The sequence below is a fragment of the Advenella faeciporci genome, assembly GCF_014652395.1.
GTDB lineage: Bacteria > Pseudomonadota > Gammaproteobacteria > Burkholderiales > Burkholderiaceae_B > Advenella > Advenella faeciporci.
Genome location: NZ_BMYS01000017.1, coordinates 64,200 through 84,945 on the forward strand (window position 1 = coordinate 64,200; position 20,746 = coordinate 84,945).

Here is a 20,746-nt window from a genome sequence, read left to right on the forward strand (position 1 = left end):
GAAATTCTGCGTGCTCATCGTACATTTTATGATAAGATAGTAATAGATTACTTTCTTTTGGAAATACAAGCAATGAGCAGACATCCTAGACATCTTCCTGCTGACGAACGACGCGCAGCCACCGTCGAGGCGGTGGTCAACTTGGCGGCCGAACAGATCCCAAGCGACATCACCACCACTGCAATCGCAGAGCGTATGGGCTTGACTCAGAGCGCACTCTTTCGTCACTTCTTAAGCAAGGACGCCATTTTGCAGACGGTGATGACTTGGGTCACAGAGCGCCTGCTCGCACGGGTGGACAAGGCTGCAAAAAGCGTTACATCGCCAATCGCCGCTCTTGAGGCGGTCTTCATGACCCACATCGAGTTTGTGTCTGAACACCCTGGCGTGCCAAGGATGCTCTTCGGCGAATTGCAGCGTCCAGGTGAGACGCTACCCAAGCGGATGGTGCAGACCTTGACCCATCATTATGGCGAGCGGCTGCGCCGTCTGCTCGAAGCGGGCAAGGAGCAGGGCGAGCTGGATGCGGGGCTGGATATCGATGCCGCCGCCGTCCTGTTCATCGGCACCATTCAGGGCTTGGTGATGCAATCCCTGTTAGTTGGAGACGTGGCCGGCATCCGGCATAACGCGCCAGGGGTATTTGCCATCTACCGTCGCGGCATCAAAAGCAGCACATGAAACACTTACCTGCTTCGCAAATGCCACGACGAACCGCAAACTTTTCGAAAGAACCGGGAGCAATGACTATGACAGCACACAGTCAGCGCCAAATTTGGATACGTGTGATTTCCCTGATTGCCATCGGCTTCGGCCTGCTGACCATTAAAGAAGGCGGCGCTGTCTTGTTTTTTGACGGCACGGCGCGTGATGCAGCCGGAAACTATGTGCCGTTTGTGCTCTGGTTTAATTTTTTGGCGGGATTTGCTTACATCATTGCCGGAGTCGGGTTGTGGCTGCGCCGACGCTGGGCGCTGGTGCTGGCCAGCATCATTGCCGCTGCAACGGCGCTGACGTTTATGGCATTCGGCGTATTTGTATATTCCGGCGGCGCCTGGGAACAACGCACGCTCATCGCAATGAGCGTGCGTACCCTTGTGTGGACAGGTATCGCGTTTGCCGTATGGCGCCTGTCGGCTCCTCCCGTTTCCGAAGGCCGCACACAATGAGCCTCCGTTCACTCGATTCGGCCCGCGAAGCGGTCCAGAAACATCGAAACCCCAACCATATCGAACCAGCCCTTCGACTCGGAATTCACTCATGAGCCCCCAAAGACTTCCCTCCCACAAAATCCGCTGGATCGTGCTGGTTCTCGCCGTTATCGCGGCGGGTGCCACATGGTTCTGGACGCAGAGCACGTCGCCTGACCACGACCTGTTGCGTCTGTATGGAAACGTCGACATCCGCGAAGTGCAACTGGCCTTTCGCCAGCCCGGACGCGTTGCGCAGATGACATTCGATGAAGGCGATGCAGTCCGTGCGGGCGCTCGCATGGCGCTGCTGGATGCTCAGCCCTATCGGGATGCGCTGGCAGCGGCCGAAGCCTCGGTACGGGTAGCACAGGCGGAACTGAACAAGCTGCGTCGTGGTCTGCGCCCACAAGAAATCACTCAGGCGCAGGAGGCAGTCAACCAGGCTTTAGCTGCCGCACGTGACACCGAGCGCAACTATCGGCGCCAAAGCGCTCTGCTCGCATCCGGTGCCAGCAGCCAGCGAACGGTCGATGCCGCGCGCGCTGCCAGAGATCAAGCGGTTGCCGGTGTCAAGGCAGCCGAGGCCGCGCTGTCGCAAGCCAAGGAAGGCTTTCGTAGCGAAGACATTGTCGCTGGCGAAGCCAATCTGGCTGCGGCGAACGCATCGCGGGCACAGGCCGCCACCGCCTTAGCCGATACTGAACTGCTGGCGCCAAGCAACGGCACCGTGATCGCTCGTGTGCGCGAACCCGGTAGCATGGTCACCAACCAAAGTACTGTTTATAGCCTGAGCCTTGATGCTCCGGTATACGTGCGTACTTATGTCGGCGAGCCGGATCTGGGTCGCATCGCTCCCGGGACGCGTGTGCGTGTGTACAACGATTCTTCCGACAAGGTCTATCAAGGTCAGATTGGCTTCATCTCGCCACGCGCCGAGTTCACGCCCAAGACAGTAGAGACCACGGATCTTCGCACCGACTTGGTTTACCGCTTGCGGATCGTGATTGACAACACCGATGCCGACACTGGGCTGCGCCAAGGTATGCCAGTGACGATCGAAGTCGATACCGGGACTGCCGCCGGCACGCAAGCAAAAGGTTCTTGAGATGCTCAACAACAGCCCTACGTCACCTGCAAACAGCGATGTTGCAGTCGTCATTGACAGCGTGGATAAGCATTTTGGCGGCGTACACGCCTTGCGATCCTTGAGTGCCCACATCAACTACGGGCAACTGACCGGCCTGGTCGGCCCGGATGGTGCTGGCAAAACGACCCTGATGCGCATCATGGCCGGCCTGCTGGCACCGAACGCTGGCCGCGTCACTCTGGCCGGTTTCAACGTGGTGGACGATAACGACGCCATTCACGTTGCAAGCGGCTACATGCCACAGCGGTTCGGCTTGTACGAAGATTTGTCGGTGATGGAAAACATGCGATTGTATGCACGCTTGCGCGGCATGGATGCCAACCAGCACGCTGACCTGTTCGCCGAGCTACTTGATTTCACCCGCCTTGGTCCCTTTACCAAGCGTCTGGCCGGAAAGCTGTCCGGCGGCATGAAACAAAAACTGGGCCTGGCCTGTGCCCTGATGGCGCGACCGAAAGTGCTATTGCTGGACGAGCCCAGTGTCGGTGTCGATCCGGTCAGCCGTCAGGACCTGTGGCGCATGGTGCAGGCGTTGACCGACGAGGGCATGGCCGTGGTCTGGTCCACCGCCTATCTCGACGAGGCCGAACGCTGCGACAGCGTACTGTTGCTCAACGAAGGTCAGCTTGCTTACGACGGTCCGCCAGCCAGATTGACCGGGCGTCTTCAGGACCGCAGTTTTCGACTGGAGGATGTTGGCGAGCAGCGCCGTGCGGTGCTCGCCGAAGCGCTGAATCTCGACAGCATCGGCGATGGCGTGATCCAGGGCGCGGGCGTGCGCGTGGTGCTGCGCGCCGGCTCCAACGCGGGACAGATCCAGACACTGGCCGATCGGGTCGATGCGCGCCTGGCTGCTGTGCCGCCCCGCTTTGAGGATGCCTTCATTGATCTACTGGGTGGCGGTCCCGGCGGCACGTCGGCGTTGGCCGAGCACCTGCCGCCGGTGAAACTCGATTCGAATATTGCCGTTTCCTGCCGCAACCTGACCAAACGCTTCGGTGATTTCACCGCCACCGACAACGTCAGTTTCGAGGTGAACAAAGGCGAAATCTTCGGTCTGCTCGGCCCCAATGGGGCAGGCAAATCAACCACCTTCAAGATGTTGTGCGGGCTGCTCAAACCCACCCATGGGGAAGCGCATGTGGTGGGTCTGGACCTGCGTCGGGCCACCGGCGCCGCCAAAGCCCAGCTTGGCTACATGGCGCAGAAGTTCTCGCTCTATGGCTTGCTGTCGGTGCGACAAAACCTGGAGTTCTCTGCCGGCGTGTACGGGCTGGAAGGCGCCACGCGGCGTACGCGCATTGACGAGATGATAGATACCTTTGACCTTGATTCTTGGTTGTCCGCCGCGCCCGACTCGCTGCCATTGGGCTTCAAGCAACGCTTGGCGCTAGCCTGCGCGGTCATGCATCGCCCACCTGTGCTGTTTCTGGATGAGCCGACCTCAGGGGTTGATCCAATCACGCGGCGCGAATTCTGGACCCACATCAATGGTCTCGCTCGCAAGGGCGTGACGATCATGGTCACGACTCATTTCATGGACGAGGCCGAGTACTGCGACCGGGTAGCGATGCTATATCGCGCCCGGTTGATTGCCTTGGACACGCCCGATGCGCTTAAGCGCGATACAGTCAGCAAGGCACGGCCCGATCCGACCATGGAAGATGCGTTCATCCATTTGGTCGAGTCCGCTGATCTGGCCGACGAAACCCGCATCAAGGCGGCGGCATGAGCGACCTGAACAACCCGCAACGCGCCGACCAGGCATCTGCCGCCGCCATGCGCCGCTTCGATCCGCAGCGTTTGTGGGCTCTGGTACTCAAGGAAAGCCTGCAGGCGATCCGCGATCCATCCACGCTGCTGATTGCTTTCGTATTGCCGGTAGTGTTGCTGTTTCTGTTTGCCTATGCGGTTTCGCTGGACGTGCGCAACGTGCGCATCGGCGTGGTGCTGGAGTCGCCATCGGCGCCTGCCCAGGAGCTCGCTGCCGCTTTTGCCGGCACACGCTATCTGGATGTAACGTTTGCGCATGATAGGCGCGAAGTGGCCGAGCAGGTTGTATCGGGCAAGCTGCGCGGATTCGTGGTGATCCCGCAGGACTTTGAGCAAAGGCTGGCCAGGCACGACGGTGAACCGCTGATCCAGGTCATCACCGATGGTTCGCAACCCAATACCGCGAACTACGTTGCCAACTACGTACAAGGGGTCGCGCAGACCTGGCGCGCCGGGCTCGGCGCCGAAGTGCCTTCAGCCGCCGTGGTGCTGGAGCCGCGCTACTGGTTCAACGCCGAACTGGAAAGCCGCCGCTCGCTCGTGCCCGGTGCTATCGCCATCGTCATGACCATCATCGGCACCATGCTTACCGCGCTGGTGGTGGCGCGTGAATGGGAACGCGGCACCATGGAAGCGGTGTTATCCACCCCCGCTTCGGTAGTAGAAATCCTGATCGGCAAGCTGCTGCCTTATTTCGTGCTCGGCATGCTGTCCACGCTGGGCGCTGCGGCGCTGGCGGTGTTTGTATTCGATGTGCCGCTGCGCGGATCATTGGCCGCGCTCTTGCTGCTCTCGGCCGTGTTCATGGTGCCCGCGCTGGGCCAGGGTTTGCTGATCTCCTCGGTGACCCGCAACCAGTTTCTAGCGGCGCAGATTGCACTGTTCTCTGGTTTTTTGCCCGCCTTCATGCTCTCGGGTTTCCTGTACGAGATTGACGCCATGCCGTGGCCGATCCAGATCCTCACCTGGTTCGTTCCAGCACGTTATTTCGTCTCTTCCCTGAAGACAGTATTTCTAGCCGGCGACATCTGGGCGGCATTTCTGCCAAATCTGTTGGCCATGGCTGCCATTGGCGTGTTCTTTTTTCTGCTAGCCAAGCGCGCCACGCGCAAGAATCTGGAGTAAACGCCATGTCGCAAGTATCCAGCGCCTTCTCCTTCACCCGGCTGCGCGCTCAGATCATCAAGGAAGTGCTTAGCATCCTGCGCGATCCACGCAGCCGGATGGTGGTGTTCGTGCCGCCCCTACTGCAGCTGTTAGTGTTCGCCTTCGCCGCCACGCTGGAAGTGCGTAATGTCGATATTGCCGTGCACAACCAGGATGCGGGCCGTTGGTCGCACGAACTGGTGACACGCCTGGACCGTGCCGAATTCATCAACCAGATCCACCACGTAGCCAACAACCAGGAACTGCGCAGCTTGATCGACCGGGGCAAAGTGATTGCCGCGCTTGATATTCCCATGGATTTCTCCCGTGCCATCGCAGCTGGCGGCAGTGGTCAGGTGCAGGTATTGATCGATGGCAGACGCAGCAACTCAGGCCAGATTACGGTCGGCTATCTGTCGGCTATTGCCGCCGAGGTCGGTGCCCAGGTCAATCCCGAGGCGGCGTCTGCCGTGCCGCTAGTGGTACGCAACTGGTTCAATCCCAATCTGATTTACCGCTGGTTTATCGTGCCGGGCCTCTCCGGCATCCTGGCGCTTTTCAGTGCCTTGCTCATTACCTCGCTGTCGATTGCCCGTGAACGCGAGCTGGGCACCTTCGACCAGCTATTGGTTTCGCCCACCTCGACGCCGGAAATCATTATTTCCAAATCGCTGCCGGCACTGGCCATCGGCACGATGCTTGGCTTAATGATGATCGCCGCAGCAGTCGTGCTGTTCCAGATTCCTTTTAGCGGTTCGTTTTGGCTGCTTTTGATGAGTCTGGTGCTATTCATTCTTTCCGTGGTGGGCATCGGCCTGATGATTTCCGCCGTCAGCGCAACCCAGCAGCAAGCCATACTTGGCGCATTTGCCATCGGCGTGCCGGCCGTGCTGATGTCGGGCTTCGCGACACCGGTGGAAAACATGCCGACGCTGCTGCAATGGCTGGCTCAGGCCATTCCATTGACCCATTTCCTAATCATCGTACAGGGCAGCTTTCTCAAAGCACTGCCGCTGGGCGATATCCTTGCCAGCCTCTGGCCGCTGGCAATCATCGCTCTGATATCGCTCACGATGGCCACCGTTTTCGTTCGAGGGCGTCTGCAATGACACATACCGATCACACTGACCCAATCGTCATGGCTTACACATTACACCGAACAATCCGGCGCTTCCGCCCCGTAGCGCTACTGTTGAGTAGCGTGATGCTGACGGCTTGCGCAGTCGGCCCCGACTATGACGCACCACCGCTAGTTGCCACCGGCGATGGCTGGAGCCAGGCCGACACTGTCACATCGGCACCGACGGATCTAGCACGCTGGTGGTCCACGCTAGGTGACCCGGTGCTCGAGCGCCTGATTGACACCGCATTGGCCGCCAACCTCGATCTGCGGGTTGCAGCAGCGCGCATCGACGAAGCACGCGCACTACGCGATCGGGTCGCTGGTGAGCAGCTTCCCACCGCCGGCGCGAGCACCAGCGTCAACCGACGTCGGCAAAGCGAGAACGGTCCCTTGCCAATTGGTTCCATGCCCGGCCTCGAAACCACTCAAACGATTTACGATGCGGGCTTCGATGCGGCCTGGGAGGCCGACCTGTTTGGTGCCAAACAACGCGCCCTGGAGGGTGCCGGCGCTCAGTTGCAGGCCGTCGAAGCCGATGCGCAGGGGGTACGCATGCGTATCGTGGCCGAGGTCGCCCGTGCCTGGTTCACCGCCGCCGGTGCCGGGCAGGAATTGCACACGCAGCAGGCCATGCTGGAAACCCTGGAGCACACGCTCGAATTGGTCCGTAAGCGCCAGGCGCTGGGCGATGCGTCCGCTTCGGATGTGGACACGGCCTATGCGCAGTGGGCCGCCGTCCATGCCACGCTGCCGGACATTCAGGCCCGCCAGCGCGCTGCTGTGTTGAGCTTGGGCGTGCTGCTAGGCGCACCGCCCGAGCATGAGCTGGCGCTACTGAATACTGCCGCAACACCGCTTACGTTATTGGCCTTGCCGGTGGGCGAGCGCGCCGATGTTCTGCGTCGCCGGCCCGATGTGCTCGCCGCCGAGCGACGCCTGGCAGCCAGCATGGCCGACATTGGTGTTGCCACCGCCGAACTGTTCCCTAAGCTGTCGATCGGTATCGGCGGCGGTTTCCAGGCACTGGCCACCGGTGATTGGTTCAATTCCTCCAGCACGCGATTCTCCATCCTGCCTCTGATTTCCTGGCGGCTTTTCGACGGAGGACGCGTACGCGCCGAGATTCGTGCCCGCGAAGCGACCGGGCAACAGGCGGCACTGGCTTATGAACAGGCCGTACTAACGGCGCTTGGCGACGCTGAACGCGCGCTGAGCGACTATCACGCCGGTCTGGATGCGCTGGGTCGTCGTCAAGCGGCGCTAAAGGCCACCCGCCGTAGTCATGACCACGCCAAAGCGCGCTATGCAGCCGGCGACATCGCACTAGTTGAACTGCTGGCTGCCGAACGCGTGCTGTATGAGGCCGAAACCGCAAACGTGCATGCCCACACGACGGCCGCCGTGCAACTGGTCGCGCTCTACAAAGCACTTGGCGGCGGCTGGGAGGCACCAGCCACCAAGTCTGACACGGCAACGCCAGCCCAAGGCCTAGGGGTATCTATCCCATCGCACGCTGCGAACGCATCTGCGGCGCCACGCCCATAGTCTGATTTTCTTGCCCAATGAAGGAGATATCATCATGCGAATCAACGTTGGAAAACGCGACCGAATAGCACGTATCATCATCGGATTGGCCTTGCTCAGCCTACCGTTCTGGCTCGACACGCCATGGCGCTGGTTGGGGCTCATTGGCCTGATGCCCTTGACTACGGGCTTAGCTGGCCGCTGTCCAGGCTATCACCTGTTCGGCCGGAACACTTGCTCTTTACGCAAGCCAGAGTGAGTACATCATGCAACTGAGCTTTCTCGGCACCACACGCGAGGCCACGGGCTCCTGTGTTCTGGTGGAAGCCGCGGGAATGCGCTTTCTAGTGAACTGCGGCATGGCTCGGGGCGGACGCGAGGCGACAGCACGCAATCACCAACCTTTCTCGTTTGATCCATCACGGATCGACTTTGTCCTGCTCTCCCATGCCCACATCGATCACAGCGGGCTGCTGCCAAAACTCACTCGCGCGGGCTTCAAAGGTTCCATTTACACTACCGAGGCTACAGTTGAACTGCTGGGCGTAATGCTACCCAGCAGCGCGGACATTCACGAATGTGACGCCAAATGCCAGACTGAGCATTCACTGAAGCAGTGTCCGCTGCCAACACGCTACGCGCGGCAGGACGCACATAACAGCCTGACGCAGGTACGAGGCGTTCCTTACAACCACGAGTTCGAGCCCCACAAAGCCGTCCGCTGCCGTTTTCGCGATGCCGGCCATACCCTAGGTTCGGCCATCATCGAAATCTGGGTCAGTGAGTATGGTCTTGCGACTAAGCTTGTTTTTAGCGGCGACCTGGGCCAATCGGGGCGCACCATCGTACGCGAGCCAGCGGCAATTGACGAGGCCGATATACTCGTCATAGCGTCCACATATGGCAATCGTCAGCACACGAGCCTGGCAGCGACCGAAGACAAGATGATCGAACTTATCGAGCAGACCCTTTTCGAGCGTAGTGGGAACGTTATCATGCCGGCTTTCGCGGTCGGCCACACACAAGAAGTGATCTATCACCTGCAACGCCTGACACGCGAAGGACGCCTACAGCCCGCAGAGATCTTCGTCGACTCGCCGATGGCCACCGACGCTATGCACATTACGCGCAAATTCATAGATCTGTTCGACGACCAGCGCAAGCACCTCGCGGGGCGCCTCGCATGGGACAAGGGCTGGCCACATCTGCATTTTACCGAAAGTATTGAAGAGTCAAAGACGCTGAACCAGATCCGTTCGGGGGCCATCATCATCTCCGCCAGCGACATGTGCGATACAGGACGTATCCAGCGTCATCTGCGACACAACCTGCCGCGCCCTGAATGCAGTGTGCTGATGGTCAACCCTCAGGCTCGGGGAACCCTCGGTCGGAGTCTGGTCGATGGCGCCAAGCAAGTGCGTCTGTTTGGTGAGGATATCCCGGTGCGCGCTGCCATCCACACCATCGATAGACTGTCAGCGCATGCAGATCAGGCTTCGCTGCTGGCCTGGACGCAATCATTTCACAAGCCCCCGACGCAAACCTTCGTTGTGCATGGAGAACCTGCTGCAACGCAGGCATTGGCCAACGCACTGCGACAAGGGCGAGGATGGCGTGTCACCGTACCGCAGAATGGCAAAACGCAAGAGTGGCTTAATTTTCTCACAGAACCGCTGTGAGTCTGCAACCAGATATTGCTTATCAACTGCACTTCATTCTGAAACCGTCTTTCACCTACTTATAAACGTAAAACTCATGAGCAACCAAAAAATCCTTCCAACTGCTGCTATTGTGATGATCGTCGCACTACTCATCCCCATAGCAACTCTCCAAGCTCAAGCGGCCGAGTCCGAAAAACGCATGGCCTTGCACGACGTGATGCAACAGCTTGGACGCGACATGCAAGTGGTGACAGGAGCTATTTCCGAGGAAGATTGGGGCTTAGTGGCCCAGCTTGCTCCGAAAATCGGTCGCCACCCCGAGCCGCCTATAGCGGAAAAAATGCGCATCCTCACTTGGCTTGGAACCGATGCCGGAAAATTCCGAGGTTTTGATGGACAAGTTCAGGATGCCTCCACCACCATGGGCGAAGCTGCAGCGCGCGGCGATGGCCAAGAGGTGATTGTGGCATTTGGCAAGCTGCAACAGCGCTGTTTGAGTTGCCACCAAGAGTTTCGCAAACCGTTCCAGGAGCACTTTTATGGAAAGCGCTGATCTGGCTCAGCTTGAGCGCACAGCACATCATGAACCGTGCATACGATAAGCTACTGCTGCGACTTTGCACCTTACCTCTTATTGCTGCCAGTCTCGGCGGTTGCGCAATACTTAATAACTTCCAGCCATCAGTGGCGGTAAGGCCGATAACGCCAAATGAATACATCACACTACAACGCGGAGACATTCTCGTCTCCCGCCAACTCAGCGCTCTAACCATCCAAACCATTCGCGTGGCTGGCTTAAATATGGATAAGTGTGTCACCCACTTACTCTTAGATTGCACATTGGCATTGACTAATACGAAAAACATTTCAGATGAGCGCAAGCTATCAGCACTTGCCGAGCTTTGGCTACAGCAGGCTATATCCATGCATACAAAAGCCGCGCATGCTGGCGATAGCGTAGCCACCCTCGCGCCCTGGATGGAAGTCGCGCGCTATGCCTATGCCTATCTCTTCTTCACCCAAAGGACACCGGGCGAGCGCGCGTTCGAAGATCGTCAAACCCAGGTTCGTGATTGGTACAACTATGCTGTGCAGCAGGCAATTATGCAATTATTCAAGGGGCTCTCTACACAGGCGCGCATTACAGCAAGTGACGAGGTCAATACCGTCATCAACATAGGCGGCTGGGCCGTACACCTCAAACTCAATGCACGCCAGCCAGAAGGCATTATCTTTCCGCAGGAACTCTTACCAACATCCTCATTAGCCTTTCAGGGCCTGCGCAGCATCTACCGCCGAGATGGATTCGGTGCAGAGTTGGTAGCAGTGATGGATCATAAGTTGTCACCACGCAACGATACCCGCAATGCAGCATCAAGTTCCGGTTCAAAAGACGCCGATCGAAGTCGAATGCGCGCTCCCCCATGGAGTGAGATGCCTTCGCCAAACATGACCGCAGTGTTCAGCTTTGATGCGAAAGACTTGGACGAATTAGTTCATGTCCGTGAGGTCACTGTTAGCGTCCACGACCCACTTATCGAGAGCCAATTGATGTTGCATGGCCACCGCGTACCGCTGGCTGGCAATTTCACCGCAGGTTACGGATTATGGCTCGCTCGCTCAGGCTTCAGCAGACAATCGCTGCACACTCTATTCGGGCGTGAGCACGGAATTGAGCACCCCCACATCTATATGATGCAACCATACGATCCTGATCGTCGAATCATTCTGATGTTGCATGGGTTGGCTAGCAGCCCAGAAGCCTGGGTCAATATGACCAACGAAATTCTAGGAGACGAAGAACTACGGCGTGAGTTTCAGGTTTGGCTCGTTTCCTACCCAACGAATATGCCGGTCATTGTCAATCATGCAACGATACGTCGTTTGCTTCAGGAAACATTACGTAATTTCGATCCGCATGGGCAAGCGGTAGCGTCACGTGGCCTGGTTGTAGTCGGGCATAGTATGGGCGGCTTGATTGCACGACTGATGGTGTCCTCGGCAAAACATGAATTATGGGACTGGGCACTCACAGACTCTAGAATTAATATGAATGCCACGGATTCTACCCTTTCTTTATTGGATCCGATATTACGCTTTCAGCCCTTTCCTGGCGTGACTCGCACTGTTTTTATCGCGACACCACACCGTGGCACGGCAGTCGCTGGCTATAGGCCTGCTCGCTGGTTGTCTGGATTGATACGGCTGCCCTTGACGGCCCTTGAGACCATCGGTGACGCGCTACATGCCAGTGCTATGGCCAGTTCCGAGTTGGGCGATCGCATTCTAGAAGGCGTTCCAAACAGTATTGACAACCTCGATGAGCGGGATCCATTCATTAAAGCCGCCGTTAACTTGCCGATCTCAGATCAAGTGCTCTACCACTCCATCATTGCCAGATCATCCACGACCGGGGCGCTTGAAGACTCTGACGACAGCCTTGTGCCCTATAAAAGCTCTCATCTGACAGGCGCTGTATCCGAAAAAATCATTATCTATGGGCATAGCGTTCAAGAGGCCGTCGCCTCGATCTTGGAAGTTCGCCGGATTCTGCAAGAAGACATTACGGCACACCGTCGAACAGTTGAACTCCTGGAGCATTGACAAGACGCGTTAGCTGTGTCGTCGGGGATCTACAAGCCGCCCACTTTACTTTTGCTGCTTACTCAAGTAGCTGCAAGGCATGTTGCGCGACAACCCATTCTTCATTGGTGGGCTCCACGGCCACGCGCACCCGGCTATCGGGCGTGGAAATCAGTGTGGCATTGCTGGCATTGGCGTCGTTGTCGAGCTCGACACCCAGAAAAGTCAGATCATGGCATACGCGCTCACGTACAAACGCATTGTGTTCGCCGACGCCGGCGGTAAAAACCAGCAAATCCAGCCCGCCCAGCACCGCTGCCAAGGCACCGATCTCGCGCACAATACGACGTACGTAAAGCGCCAGGGAAAGCTGTGCTCGCAGGCCCGTTTCACCAGGGTCGTTTTCATGTTGTACGATCACGCGCGGTTCGGATGAGAGGCCCGAAACACCTAGCAGGCCGGATTGGTGGTAGAGCATGTGACCGACCTCCTGCAGCGAGAGCTTGTCGATCTCCATCAGATACAGCACCGCACCCGGGTCGAGTGCGCCTGTGCGAGTCCCCATCATCAGGCCGTCCAGGGCAGAGAAACCCATGGTTGTCGCCACGCTTTGAAGTCCTTGTATTGCGCACAGGCTAGCGCCACTGCCCAGGTGTGCAACAATCACCCGACCCTGAGCAAGATCGCCGTATCGCTCGGGCAAGGCATGGGTCATGTATTCGTAGGAAAGACCATGAAAGCCATAGCGGCGCAAGCCCTGCTTCCAGACTGAATACGGCAGTGGCAAGACTTGCTCCACTAACGGCAGATCATAGTGAAAGGCAGTGTCAAAGCAGGCAACCTGCGGCAGGTCGGGGTGCTGAGCAAGCAATATACCCATGGCTTCCAGCGGAAACGGCTGGTGCAAGGGGGCCAAGGGGATATAGCTGCGCAAATCGTCGATGAGGTCAGCAGTAACTCGGGTCGGAGCAAAATAGCGTTTTCCGCCATGCACCACGCGATGCGCCACCGCAACAATACGACGGCCTTGCAGTCTTTGAGCCACCTGCTCGCGGATCAACTGCAAGGCGGCGGTGTACGGATGTTCGGCATCCAGCTCGACGCGGCGGACCGCCACTCCAGTTTCGCCGAAGTCCGGTGTCGGCCCGCCTATCCCCTGAACCTTGCCGTTCCACAAGGGCTGGCGCGCCAGCGCCTCGGAGCGTGCATCGAACAGCGCGAACTTGATGCTGGAGGAGCCGCAATTAAGGACGAGGATCAAATCGCCGGACATAAGCAAACCCTATACGGTGAGGTCAGACGGCGGTATAGCCACCATCCACGACCAAGGCGCTGCCGGTCATGAAGCTGGCTCCCTCGGACAAAAGAAAAGCCACTGCATGTGCGATCTCTTCGGCACGCCCAATACGCCCGATGGCGTGCTTGCCGACCAACGCAGCGCGTGCCTCGGCATCCAGGCCATCGAGAATCGGCGTTTCCACATAGCCGGGATGAATGGAGTTGATGCGGATGCCCTGGGCGGAGTAGGCCAGCGCGGCCGAGCGGGTCAGCCCCGTTACACCATGTTTGGAAGCCACATAGGCTGGCGCATCGGCGCTGCCGACCAAGCCGAGGATCGAAGACATATTGACGATGGCGCCGCCTCCGGACTTGAGCATGGCGGGAATCTGAAAGCGCAAGCCATACTGCACGCCACTCAGATTGACATCGATGACGCGTCGCCACTCTTCTGGAGACAGCTCGCCAGATGGTTTTGATGCACCGCCGATGCCGGCATTGTTGAAGCTCATGTGCAGGCCGCCAAAGTGCTCGACAGCACAGATGACGGCGGATTCAGCATCCTCCGGGCGGGCCACATCACCCACGTGCGCTGCGGCTCGTCCCCCTGCGGCCACAATTTCCGTAACAACACGTTGCACCGTGTCGGCACTCAAATCGGAGGCTACCACTGCCAAGCCGTTTTGCGCCAGCAATCGGACTGTGGCCTCGCCGATGCCCGAACCAGCACCAGTCACCAGGACGCTGTCGCCTTTGAAGTTGAGTTTCATCGGAAAGTCCTCTAATAAGAAATAATAAAATCGATCAAGGAGGTGTACTGCGGTAGCGATGCGCCAGCAGCAGGGCGATGGCACAAGAGACCAGGCGTGTCTGGCTGGAATCGGCCCGACTGGTCAGCACGATGGGCACGCGCGCGCCCATGACGATGCCGGCGCTGTCGGCCTGCCCAAGAAACTCCAACTGCTTGGCCAGCATATTGCCACTCTCCAAGTCAGGCACAACCAGAATATCGGCCTGGCCCGCAACCGCCGAACGGATCCCCTTGACCCGAGCGGCATCTGGCGAGACGGCATTGTCCAGAGCCAACGGTCCATCAAGTAAACCGCCTTTGATTTGGCCGCGATCAGCCATTTTGCATAATGCCGCCGCATCCAGCGTCGATTGCATACGTGGATTGATGGTTTCCACCGCCGCAAGAATCGCTACCTTGGGCTCAGCCACGCCTAAAGCATGCGCCAAACTAATGGCATTACGCACAATATCGGCTTTGTCTTCCAGTGTGGGCGCGACATTGACGGCGGCATCCGTAATGATGAATGGACGCGGATAGGCAGCGGTTTCCATCACATAGCAGTGGGTGATGCGGCGTTCAGTACGCAGGCCCGAGCTGGGTGAAAGGATCGCGCTCAGGAATTCGTCGGTATGCAAACTGCCCTTCATCAGGGTCTCGACCTCTCCTCTGCCCGCCATCTCTGCGGCGACGGCAGCGGCCGCGTGGCTGTGCGGCACGTCGATGATCTCGCAACCTGCAAGATCGATCCCGGCCTCCCTTGCAATGGTGCGCAGCTTCGCCTCAGGCGCTACCAACACCGGCACAATGATGCCGGCATTGCGCGCATCGATCACGCTGGACAGGCTGAGGGCATCACAAGGGTGCACCACCGCCATGCGAACGGCCTGCATATTGCGTACATGCTCGATAAGGCGTTGAGCGCCGCGTATCGTATTGGCCGACATGGTGCCGGATTGGGACGAGCGTGAGTCCGTGTCGATCATAATATTGCTTTCGTTTTACGCGATAGAGAAGGGTTTCATGTACCTTCGGAGATGGTTATTGCATATGCTGGCCGCCATTCATAGAGACTTTGCTCCCGGTCATAAAAGCGGCGGCATCGCTGGCAATGAATGTCACCAGCGCCGCAATCTCGGCGGGCTCTCCCAGACGACCTACAGGGATTCCACTGACGATCCGCTGCAAGGTCTCTTCGGGAACCGCCGCCACCATCTCGGTGGCAAGATAACCTGGCGCGACGGTATTTACCGTAACGCCTTTGCGCGCAACCTCTTGCGCAAGCGCCATGGTAAAGCCGTGTACGCCCGCCTTGGCCGCTGAATAGTTAGTCTGGCCGAACTGCCCCTTGCTACCGTTGATCGACGAAATATTGATAATGCGGCCCCAGCCCCGTTCCATCATGGCTTCGACGAAAGGCTTGGTGACATTGAACATGGAGTCCAGATTAGTGCGAAGCACCAAGTCCCAGTTTGCCTTATCAAGTTTGCGTAGAGTGGCGTCTCGGGTAATGCCCGCGTTATTAACAAGAATGTCTATTTGTCGTCCATCGGCATGGATCTTGCGAGCCAATTCCTGCACGGACTCATAGACGGAAACATCCACACCATAGGCTGAAAGGTGAATGCCTTGCGCGGCGAGTCCTTTAACCCAATCTGCAGCCTTGCGATTGCCCGGCGTATGCGTGATGATCACTTCGTGGCCGGCATCAAGCAGCGCCTGGGCAATCGCCTCGCCCAGACCCCGATTACCGCCGGTCACCAGTGCGGTGCGCTTTTGGTCGCTCATATGATCATTCCCTATTCCGCAGTCTTTTTTTGCTTTGCAGCCGGAGTTGATTTACCAGCCAACGACATACTGGTTGGCAACCACGGAGCAAAATTTGTACTACCGCCCAAGATCTGAGTCACTCCCTTTTGCCAATCCTGAAGAGCCTGTTGGAGGCCTGTCGAAAAATCTGTTTGGTTCTTAATGGCTATTTCGTTCATTGCTTGCGCGCTGCTCATACAGGCCTGGAACAAGTAACCTGCTGTATTAGTGGGCATCGTCACCAATGACTGCAAATCCACCGCCTGCGACAAACCTTCAATTTCAGTCTTGGTCTTCGCCATGGCATCGGTATTGCGTTGCTGTGCGGCCTCCAGCCAGCGTTGCCTGTTGTCTTGCAATAATTGCATGATACGCAGTTGTAACTCGAGATTGGTTTTATAGAGATTGACGGGAAAGTTTTCGGTGCTCATTGTGACCTCCTTGGTCTGGTAAGACTTGATAAATACAAAGTTGGCGCACCCGCTGGATGGACCGTGTCTGTGTTGGTCGGCTGTCACGCACGCCACGACCTTTATCTTTCTCTGACGTAAGTACCTGGCGCATCGACGATCGGCACATACCCGGATGCTTGCGTACCTCCCATAGTGGGTGGCGCCACGCGTTCTGAAGAATGCTCGGAAAGCCACTTTTGCCAGCTTGACCACCACGAGCCTTCCTGGAGCGGCGTGTCAGCACGCCAGCGTTGCGGATCGGTATAGCGCTCGCCGGCCTTGCGCGTGGATATCTGGTAGCTGCGCCGGGGACGACCTGGCTCGCTCACCACGCCCGCGTTGTGCCCCCCACTGGTGAGTACAAAGCTCACGTCAGCACCACTACTCAATTGATGGATCTTGTAGGCAGACCGCCAGGGCGTTACGTGATCGCGGACGGTACCGACGGCAAAAATCGGTGTGCGGATATCACCGGGCACCGCCGGCCGGCCGTCGACCTCGTAGCGCCCCTCGGAGAAGTCGTTATTAAGGTATAGGCGCCGGAGATATTCGCTGTGCATGCGAAACGGCAGACGCGTGGTATCGGCGTTCCACGCCATCAGGTCGAACAGTGCCTGACGCTCGCCCAACAGGTATTCGCGCATGCGTCGCGACCAAATCAAGTCGTTCGAATTGAGTAGCTGAAAAGCCCCCGCCATCTGCTCGCCATCCAGGTAGCCTTTGTCCCACATGAGCGACTCCAGCCAGGCAAGCTGACTCTCGTCAATGAACAGTGAGAGTTCGCCGGGCTCGCGAAAATCGACCCCGGCCGCCAATAGCGTGAGGCTGCGTAGTCTTTCATCGCCGTCGCGCGCCATCGCGGCAGCCGCAATGGAGAGCAGAGTCCCGCCCAGACAGTATCCGACCGCGTCCACTTTTTGCTCCGGCACGATACACGTAACGGCGTCGAGCGCGTCCATGACGCCGAGTCGCCGGTAGTCTTCCATGCCCAGATCGCGGTCGGCATAACCGGGATTCTTCCAGGAAACAATGAAAACCGTGTGGCCTTGGTCAACGAGGTACTTGACCATCGAGTTGTGTGGCGACAGGTCGAGAATGTAGTACTTCATGATCCACGAAGGGATGATCAGTATCGGTGCGGCATGCACCTTGGGCGTCGTGGGGGCGTACTGTATCAGTTCGATCAGGTGATTACGATAAACCACCTTGCCCGGTGTAACAGCCACGTCTTTGCCGACCTCAAACGCCTCTGCGCCGGCAGGAGGCTCATCCAAGGCCTGGCGCCGCGCATCTTCGAGGAAGTTCATTGCGCCGCGCCAGAGGTTTGCGCCACCCGTGCGTGCGGTTGCCTGCAAGACCTCGGGATTGGTCCACGGAAAATTAACCGGCGACCACATGTCGAGCCACTGGCGACCGGCAAAGGTCACCAGGTCTTCGTTATGCTGCGATACGCCGCGCACATCCGTCGTTGCGTTGTGCCACCATTGCTGCTGCAGCAAAAAACCCTGGTGGATCAGGTTAAAGGGCCATTGCTGCCACGCTGGATCCGAAAAGCGGCGATCCTGCTCCAGAGGCTCGATACAGTTTGAGCAATGAGGTGTTGTTGCACGCAGCGCATATCGAGTGAAGCGTTGTTGCTTGTCCAGCGCCTTGTCGAACAGGCTGCGCTGCTTGCCCGGCGATATCGCGAGATGGACTGCCCAGTCATGCCACGCCGACAGCGCTGCTGTTGGCGACAACCCGCGCGTGACGCGCGCCAGCGCCGTGTGCGTCACGGAGTCGAGAGCATCGGGAAGGTTGCTCACCGTTCGTTCAGACGTGTTGGTTGCGATTGTGTCGGCCATCTCAGTATTACCCTTGTGAACAAGTAAGTAATACATTACTTACTTTAATTGTTTGAAGCAAGCTCAAATGTCGACTCGGCGGTGTTTCAGTTTGATATTTCGCAAAGAATGAGTTAATAAAAGCTTTACGACATCGGATATGCGAGTTCAACTAGCTCAGCGGAAATTCAATGTTCGACAAAAGTCGATGATGATGTAAGGGATACTGCGCAGCGGATTGCCTACGGCGACGTGATCGCTGTCATAGGAGTGCTATCCTTCACTCTAAGTGAACCGCCCCAGCAACAGCCAGAACGCCGCCCATCACCTCGATCGCAGATGCAACCGGTGCACGGATTCATTTCAGCCTTGCCAAGTCGATTCTTGATCTACCTCAATTTTTTCAAAAATACAATCGAGTAACATTAAAAGTTATTCTGGCAACAGCATTTTATTAATTTTCACCGAAAATTGTGGAAATTAAACCCAGAAAGGAGCATTTATGCTTTATGTCGACATTCCAACTCGGAACGAATTTTCCTTACTCGCCGATAAACGTGCCGATGCCTGTGTCTCAATATATTTGAAAACCACCCCCGTCACACAGAACACTCAGGCATCCCGGATCCAAATGGGAAACCTTATCAAAGAGGCACAAGCGCAGCTTGAGGAAGCCGCGTTCGATAAAAGACGCTTAGGCGCGCTGCTGGATGGCCTCAACGATCTTCTGGATGATGACAAATTCTGGCGCTTCCAGGCTAACAGCCTGGCCGTTTTCGCTACGCCGGACAGTATTCGCACTTACAGGCTTGCAAACGACCTGACTTCCATAGTGCAGGTTGCCGACCGGTATCACCTCAAGCCATTGTTTCGTGCGATCACCTTCCCGCATTCAGCGTTCATTCTGGCGCTATCGGAAAACGCCGTGCGTCTGTTCGAAATGAACGCCGATCTACCAGCCGTCGAGGTCAAGGTACCCGGGTTACCGAAAGATGTAGCGTCGTCAGTAGGCCGCGCCCCGAGCAATGAACGCGTTTTCAGCAGTCGCGTCCGGGGCAACGAAGGCCATAACGTTCGGCTTCAGCAGTATGTACGTCAGGTAGACGCAGCACTACGGCCCATCCTGGCTGGTCGCGAAACTCCATTGGTGTTAGCCGCAACGGGGAGGCTCGCGGATTTATTCAAGCAAATCTGCTCTTACTTGAACCTATTGCCTGAGACAATCGCGGAAAGTCCTGACCATCTGACCGAAGCCGAACTGACTACAAGGACGCGGCCGGTTCTCGATAACGCTTACACCCAGCAAATTACAGACATAAAAGCACTGTTTGAAAAGCGGGTAGCAGAACGCCGTACAACAACGGACATTTCTGACGCGGCGCGCGCGGCGACATTCGGCGCGATCCAGACAATTCTGGTTAATATTGATTCCGTTGTTGCTGGCTTTGTCGATGAGGAAACGGGGGCAGTATCATTCGTGGACAAAGATGATGCCGAGGCTTATGGCATAGTCGATGAGATTACCGCCCGGGCATTCTCCAACGGAGCAACCGTTCTGGGCGTCAGAAAAGAAGACATTCCCGGCGGCCAAGATCTAGCGGCGATTCTGCGCTATCCGCACTGATAACCAACGCACACAAGGGGCGGCGCTGCTCCACCCGGCGTACCGACTCTAAAAGGAAGAGCCCTATGCCAATTAGGACAATACTTGTGGCCCTGGCTCTTGAGGACGACAGTAAGCGTATTGCCGACCGGGCTATTCAACTAGCCAAGCAGCATAAGGCGCAGCTTGTTACCGTGCATGTCTTCGAAAACCCACCGTTACACGATGCCAGCCTGCCACCCTTGATCGACCTGGTCGCGCTTACTGGCATGCTCGAAGATCAGTACGCAGATCAGCTTCAATCCCTACTTGGGGCGGCAGACAAGCCAGCAGTCACACACGTGGAAACTGGAAAGCCTCATGAGGTCATTGAACGCTTGGCCACGTCATACAACGCTGATTTAATTGTTATCGGCCCGGGCGTCGCCAAAAGTATGCGCGAGAGGGTATTCGGTTCTACGGCCGATCGCGTGGTCAGATGCGCTCCTTGTCCCGTGCTCGTCGTGCGTAAGGAATCCCACGCGCCGTATAAACACATCGCAGTTGGAGTAGACTTTTCGGAACACGCTCAAGCGGCTGCGCTCTGGGCTTCCCACTTGTCACCAATGGCTACGCGTGAGCTCATCCATGTCTTCGACATTCCGCTCGGCTTCGAGCTGGCCATGCGCAAGGCAGGCACTTCCCAAACCGAAATTGATCAATACCGTGATGCACGGTAACTGTCCGGTAAAGTCATCTTTTCAAGTCGCTAATAAAATATGAACATACTTGTCCACTATCGCAAATGGACACGTATGGACTATCTAGAAGAAATCAGCCCGGAACCAACCCCGTTACCCCG

The 20,746-nt window shown here is 57.4% G+C and carries 18 protein-coding genes and 1 pseudogene; 13 read left to right on the forward strand and 6 right to left on the reverse strand.

Features of this window, described 5'->3' with window-relative positions; all coding sequences use genetic code 11:
- The first annotated feature begins 72 nt into the window (after positions 1–72).
- The 11 genes from IE074_RS11475 (at position 73) to IE074_RS11525 (ending at position 12,171) form a co-directional block, all read left to right on the forward strand.
- Complete coding sequence (locus tag IE074_RS11475) at positions 73–681, forward strand: TetR/AcrR family transcriptional regulator (protein WP_189385597.1); 609 nt, start codon at positions 73–75, stop codon at positions 679–681.
- A 68-nt stretch (positions 682–749) separates the two neighbouring features.
- Positions 750–1,169 carry a hypothetical protein gene (locus IE074_RS11480; protein WP_189385598.1) on the forward strand — a complete coding sequence of 140 codons (420 nt, stop codon included), beginning with the start codon at positions 750–752 and terminating at the stop codon, positions 1,167–1,169.
- A 91-nt stretch (positions 1,170–1,260) separates the two neighbouring features.
- Entirely contained in the window at positions 1,261–2,298 is a 1,038-nt protein-coding gene (gene hlyD, locus IE074_RS11485) for a secretion protein HlyD (protein ID WP_189385599.1), read from the forward strand.
- 1 nt (position 2,299) lies between these two features.
- Positions 2,300–4,072 (forward strand): ATP-binding cassette domain-containing protein, encoded by a 1,773-nt coding sequence (locus tag IE074_RS11490; protein WP_189385600.1) that lies wholly within the window; start codon positions 2,300–2,302, stop codon positions 4,070–4,072.
- Positions 4,069–5,238: an ABC transporter permease gene (locus tag IE074_RS11495; RefSeq protein WP_229794009.1), complete on the forward strand. Its 1,170-nt coding sequence runs from the start codon at positions 4,069–4,071 to the stop codon at positions 5,236–5,238. Before IE074_RS11490 ends, IE074_RS11495 begins: the two co-directional genes overlap by 4 nt.
- Before the next feature lie 5 nt (positions 5,239–5,243).
- Entirely contained in the window at positions 5,244–6,368 is a 1,125-nt protein-coding gene (locus IE074_RS11500; protein ID WP_189385601.1) for an ABC transporter permease, read from the forward strand.
- 29 nt (positions 6,369–6,397) lie between these two features.
- Positions 6,398–7,927, forward strand: a complete 1,530-nt coding sequence (locus IE074_RS11505; protein WP_189385619.1) for an efflux transporter outer membrane subunit — start codon at positions 6,398–6,400, stop codon at positions 7,925–7,927.
- Between the two features lie 34 nt (positions 7,928–7,961).
- Positions 7,962–8,165 carry a YgaP family membrane protein gene (locus IE074_RS11510; RefSeq protein WP_189385602.1) on the forward strand — a complete coding sequence of 68 codons (204 nt, stop codon included), beginning with the start codon at positions 7,962–7,964 and terminating at the stop codon, positions 8,163–8,165.
- 7 nt (positions 8,166–8,172) lie between these two features.
- Positions 8,173–9,585: an MBL fold metallo-hydrolase RNA specificity domain-containing protein gene (locus IE074_RS11515; protein ID WP_189385603.1), complete on the forward strand. Its 1,413-nt coding sequence runs from the start codon at positions 8,173–8,175 to the stop codon at positions 9,583–9,585.
- Positions 9,586–9,661: 76 nt separating this feature from the next.
- Positions 9,662–10,120: a cytochrome c gene (locus IE074_RS11520; RefSeq protein WP_189385604.1), complete on the forward strand. Its 459-nt coding sequence runs from the start codon at positions 9,662–9,664 to the stop codon at positions 10,118–10,120.
- A gap of 29 nt (positions 10,121–10,149) precedes the next feature.
- Entirely contained in the window at positions 10,150–12,171 is a 2,022-nt protein-coding gene (locus IE074_RS11525) for an esterase/lipase family protein (protein ID WP_189385605.1), read from the forward strand.
- 58 nt (positions 12,172–12,229) lie between these two features.
- Here IE074_RS11525 and IE074_RS11530 read toward each other — a convergent pair whose 3' ends face one another.
- The 6 genes and pseudogenes from IE074_RS11530 to IE074_RS11555 all read right to left on the reverse strand — a co-directional run bounded on the left by IE074_RS11530 (position 12,230) and on the right by IE074_RS11555 (position 18,323).
- Positions 12,230–13,423: an acetate/propionate family kinase gene (locus IE074_RS11530; RefSeq protein WP_189385606.1), complete on the reverse strand. Its 1,194-nt coding sequence runs from the start codon at positions 13,421–13,423 to the stop codon at positions 12,230–12,232.
- Positions 13,424–13,445: 22 nt separating this feature from the next.
- Positions 13,446–14,198, reverse strand: a complete 753-nt coding sequence (locus IE074_RS11535; RefSeq protein ID WP_189385607.1) for an SDR family NAD(P)-dependent oxidoreductase — start codon at positions 14,196–14,198, stop codon at positions 13,446–13,448.
- Positions 14,199–14,232: 34 nt separating this feature from the next.
- A pseudogene (locus tag IE074_RS11540) lies at positions 14,233–15,144 on the reverse strand (bifunctional enoyl-CoA hydratase/phosphate acetyltransferase); the annotation flags it as partial.
- Between the two features lie 115 nt (positions 15,145–15,259).
- Positions 15,260–16,006 carry an acetoacetyl-CoA reductase gene (phbB, locus tag IE074_RS11545; protein WP_189385609.1) on the reverse strand — a complete coding sequence of 249 codons (747 nt, stop codon included), beginning with the start codon at positions 16,004–16,006 and terminating at the stop codon, positions 15,260–15,262.
- A gap of 11 nt (positions 16,007–16,017) precedes the next feature.
- Positions 16,018–16,458 (reverse strand): phasin family protein, encoded by a 441-nt coding sequence (locus tag IE074_RS11550; RefSeq protein ID WP_189385610.1) that lies wholly within the window; start codon positions 16,456–16,458, stop codon positions 16,018–16,020.
- A 101-nt stretch (positions 16,459–16,559) separates the two neighbouring features.
- Positions 16,560–18,323 (reverse strand): PHA/PHB synthase family protein, encoded by a 1,764-nt coding sequence (locus IE074_RS11555; protein WP_189385611.1) that lies wholly within the window; start codon positions 18,321–18,323, stop codon positions 16,560–16,562.
- Between the two features lie 481 nt (positions 18,324–18,804).
- Between IE074_RS11555 and IE074_RS11560 the strand changes: the two genes are divergently transcribed.
- Together IE074_RS11560 and IE074_RS11565 are read left to right on the forward strand one after the other, a co-directional pair.
- The gene (locus IE074_RS11560) at positions 18,805–19,926 is read left to right on the forward strand and encodes a baeRF11 domain-containing protein (RefSeq protein ID WP_189385612.1); all 1,122 of its coding nucleotides are present in this window, start codon (positions 18,805–18,807) and stop codon (positions 19,924–19,926) included.
- Positions 19,927–19,991: 65 nt separating this feature from the next.
- On the forward strand, positions 19,992–20,624 hold the full coding sequence (locus IE074_RS11565; RefSeq protein WP_268247316.1) for a universal stress protein: 633 nt from the start codon (positions 19,992–19,994) through the stop codon (positions 20,622–20,624).
- Positions 20,625–20,746: the final 122 nt, after the last annotated feature.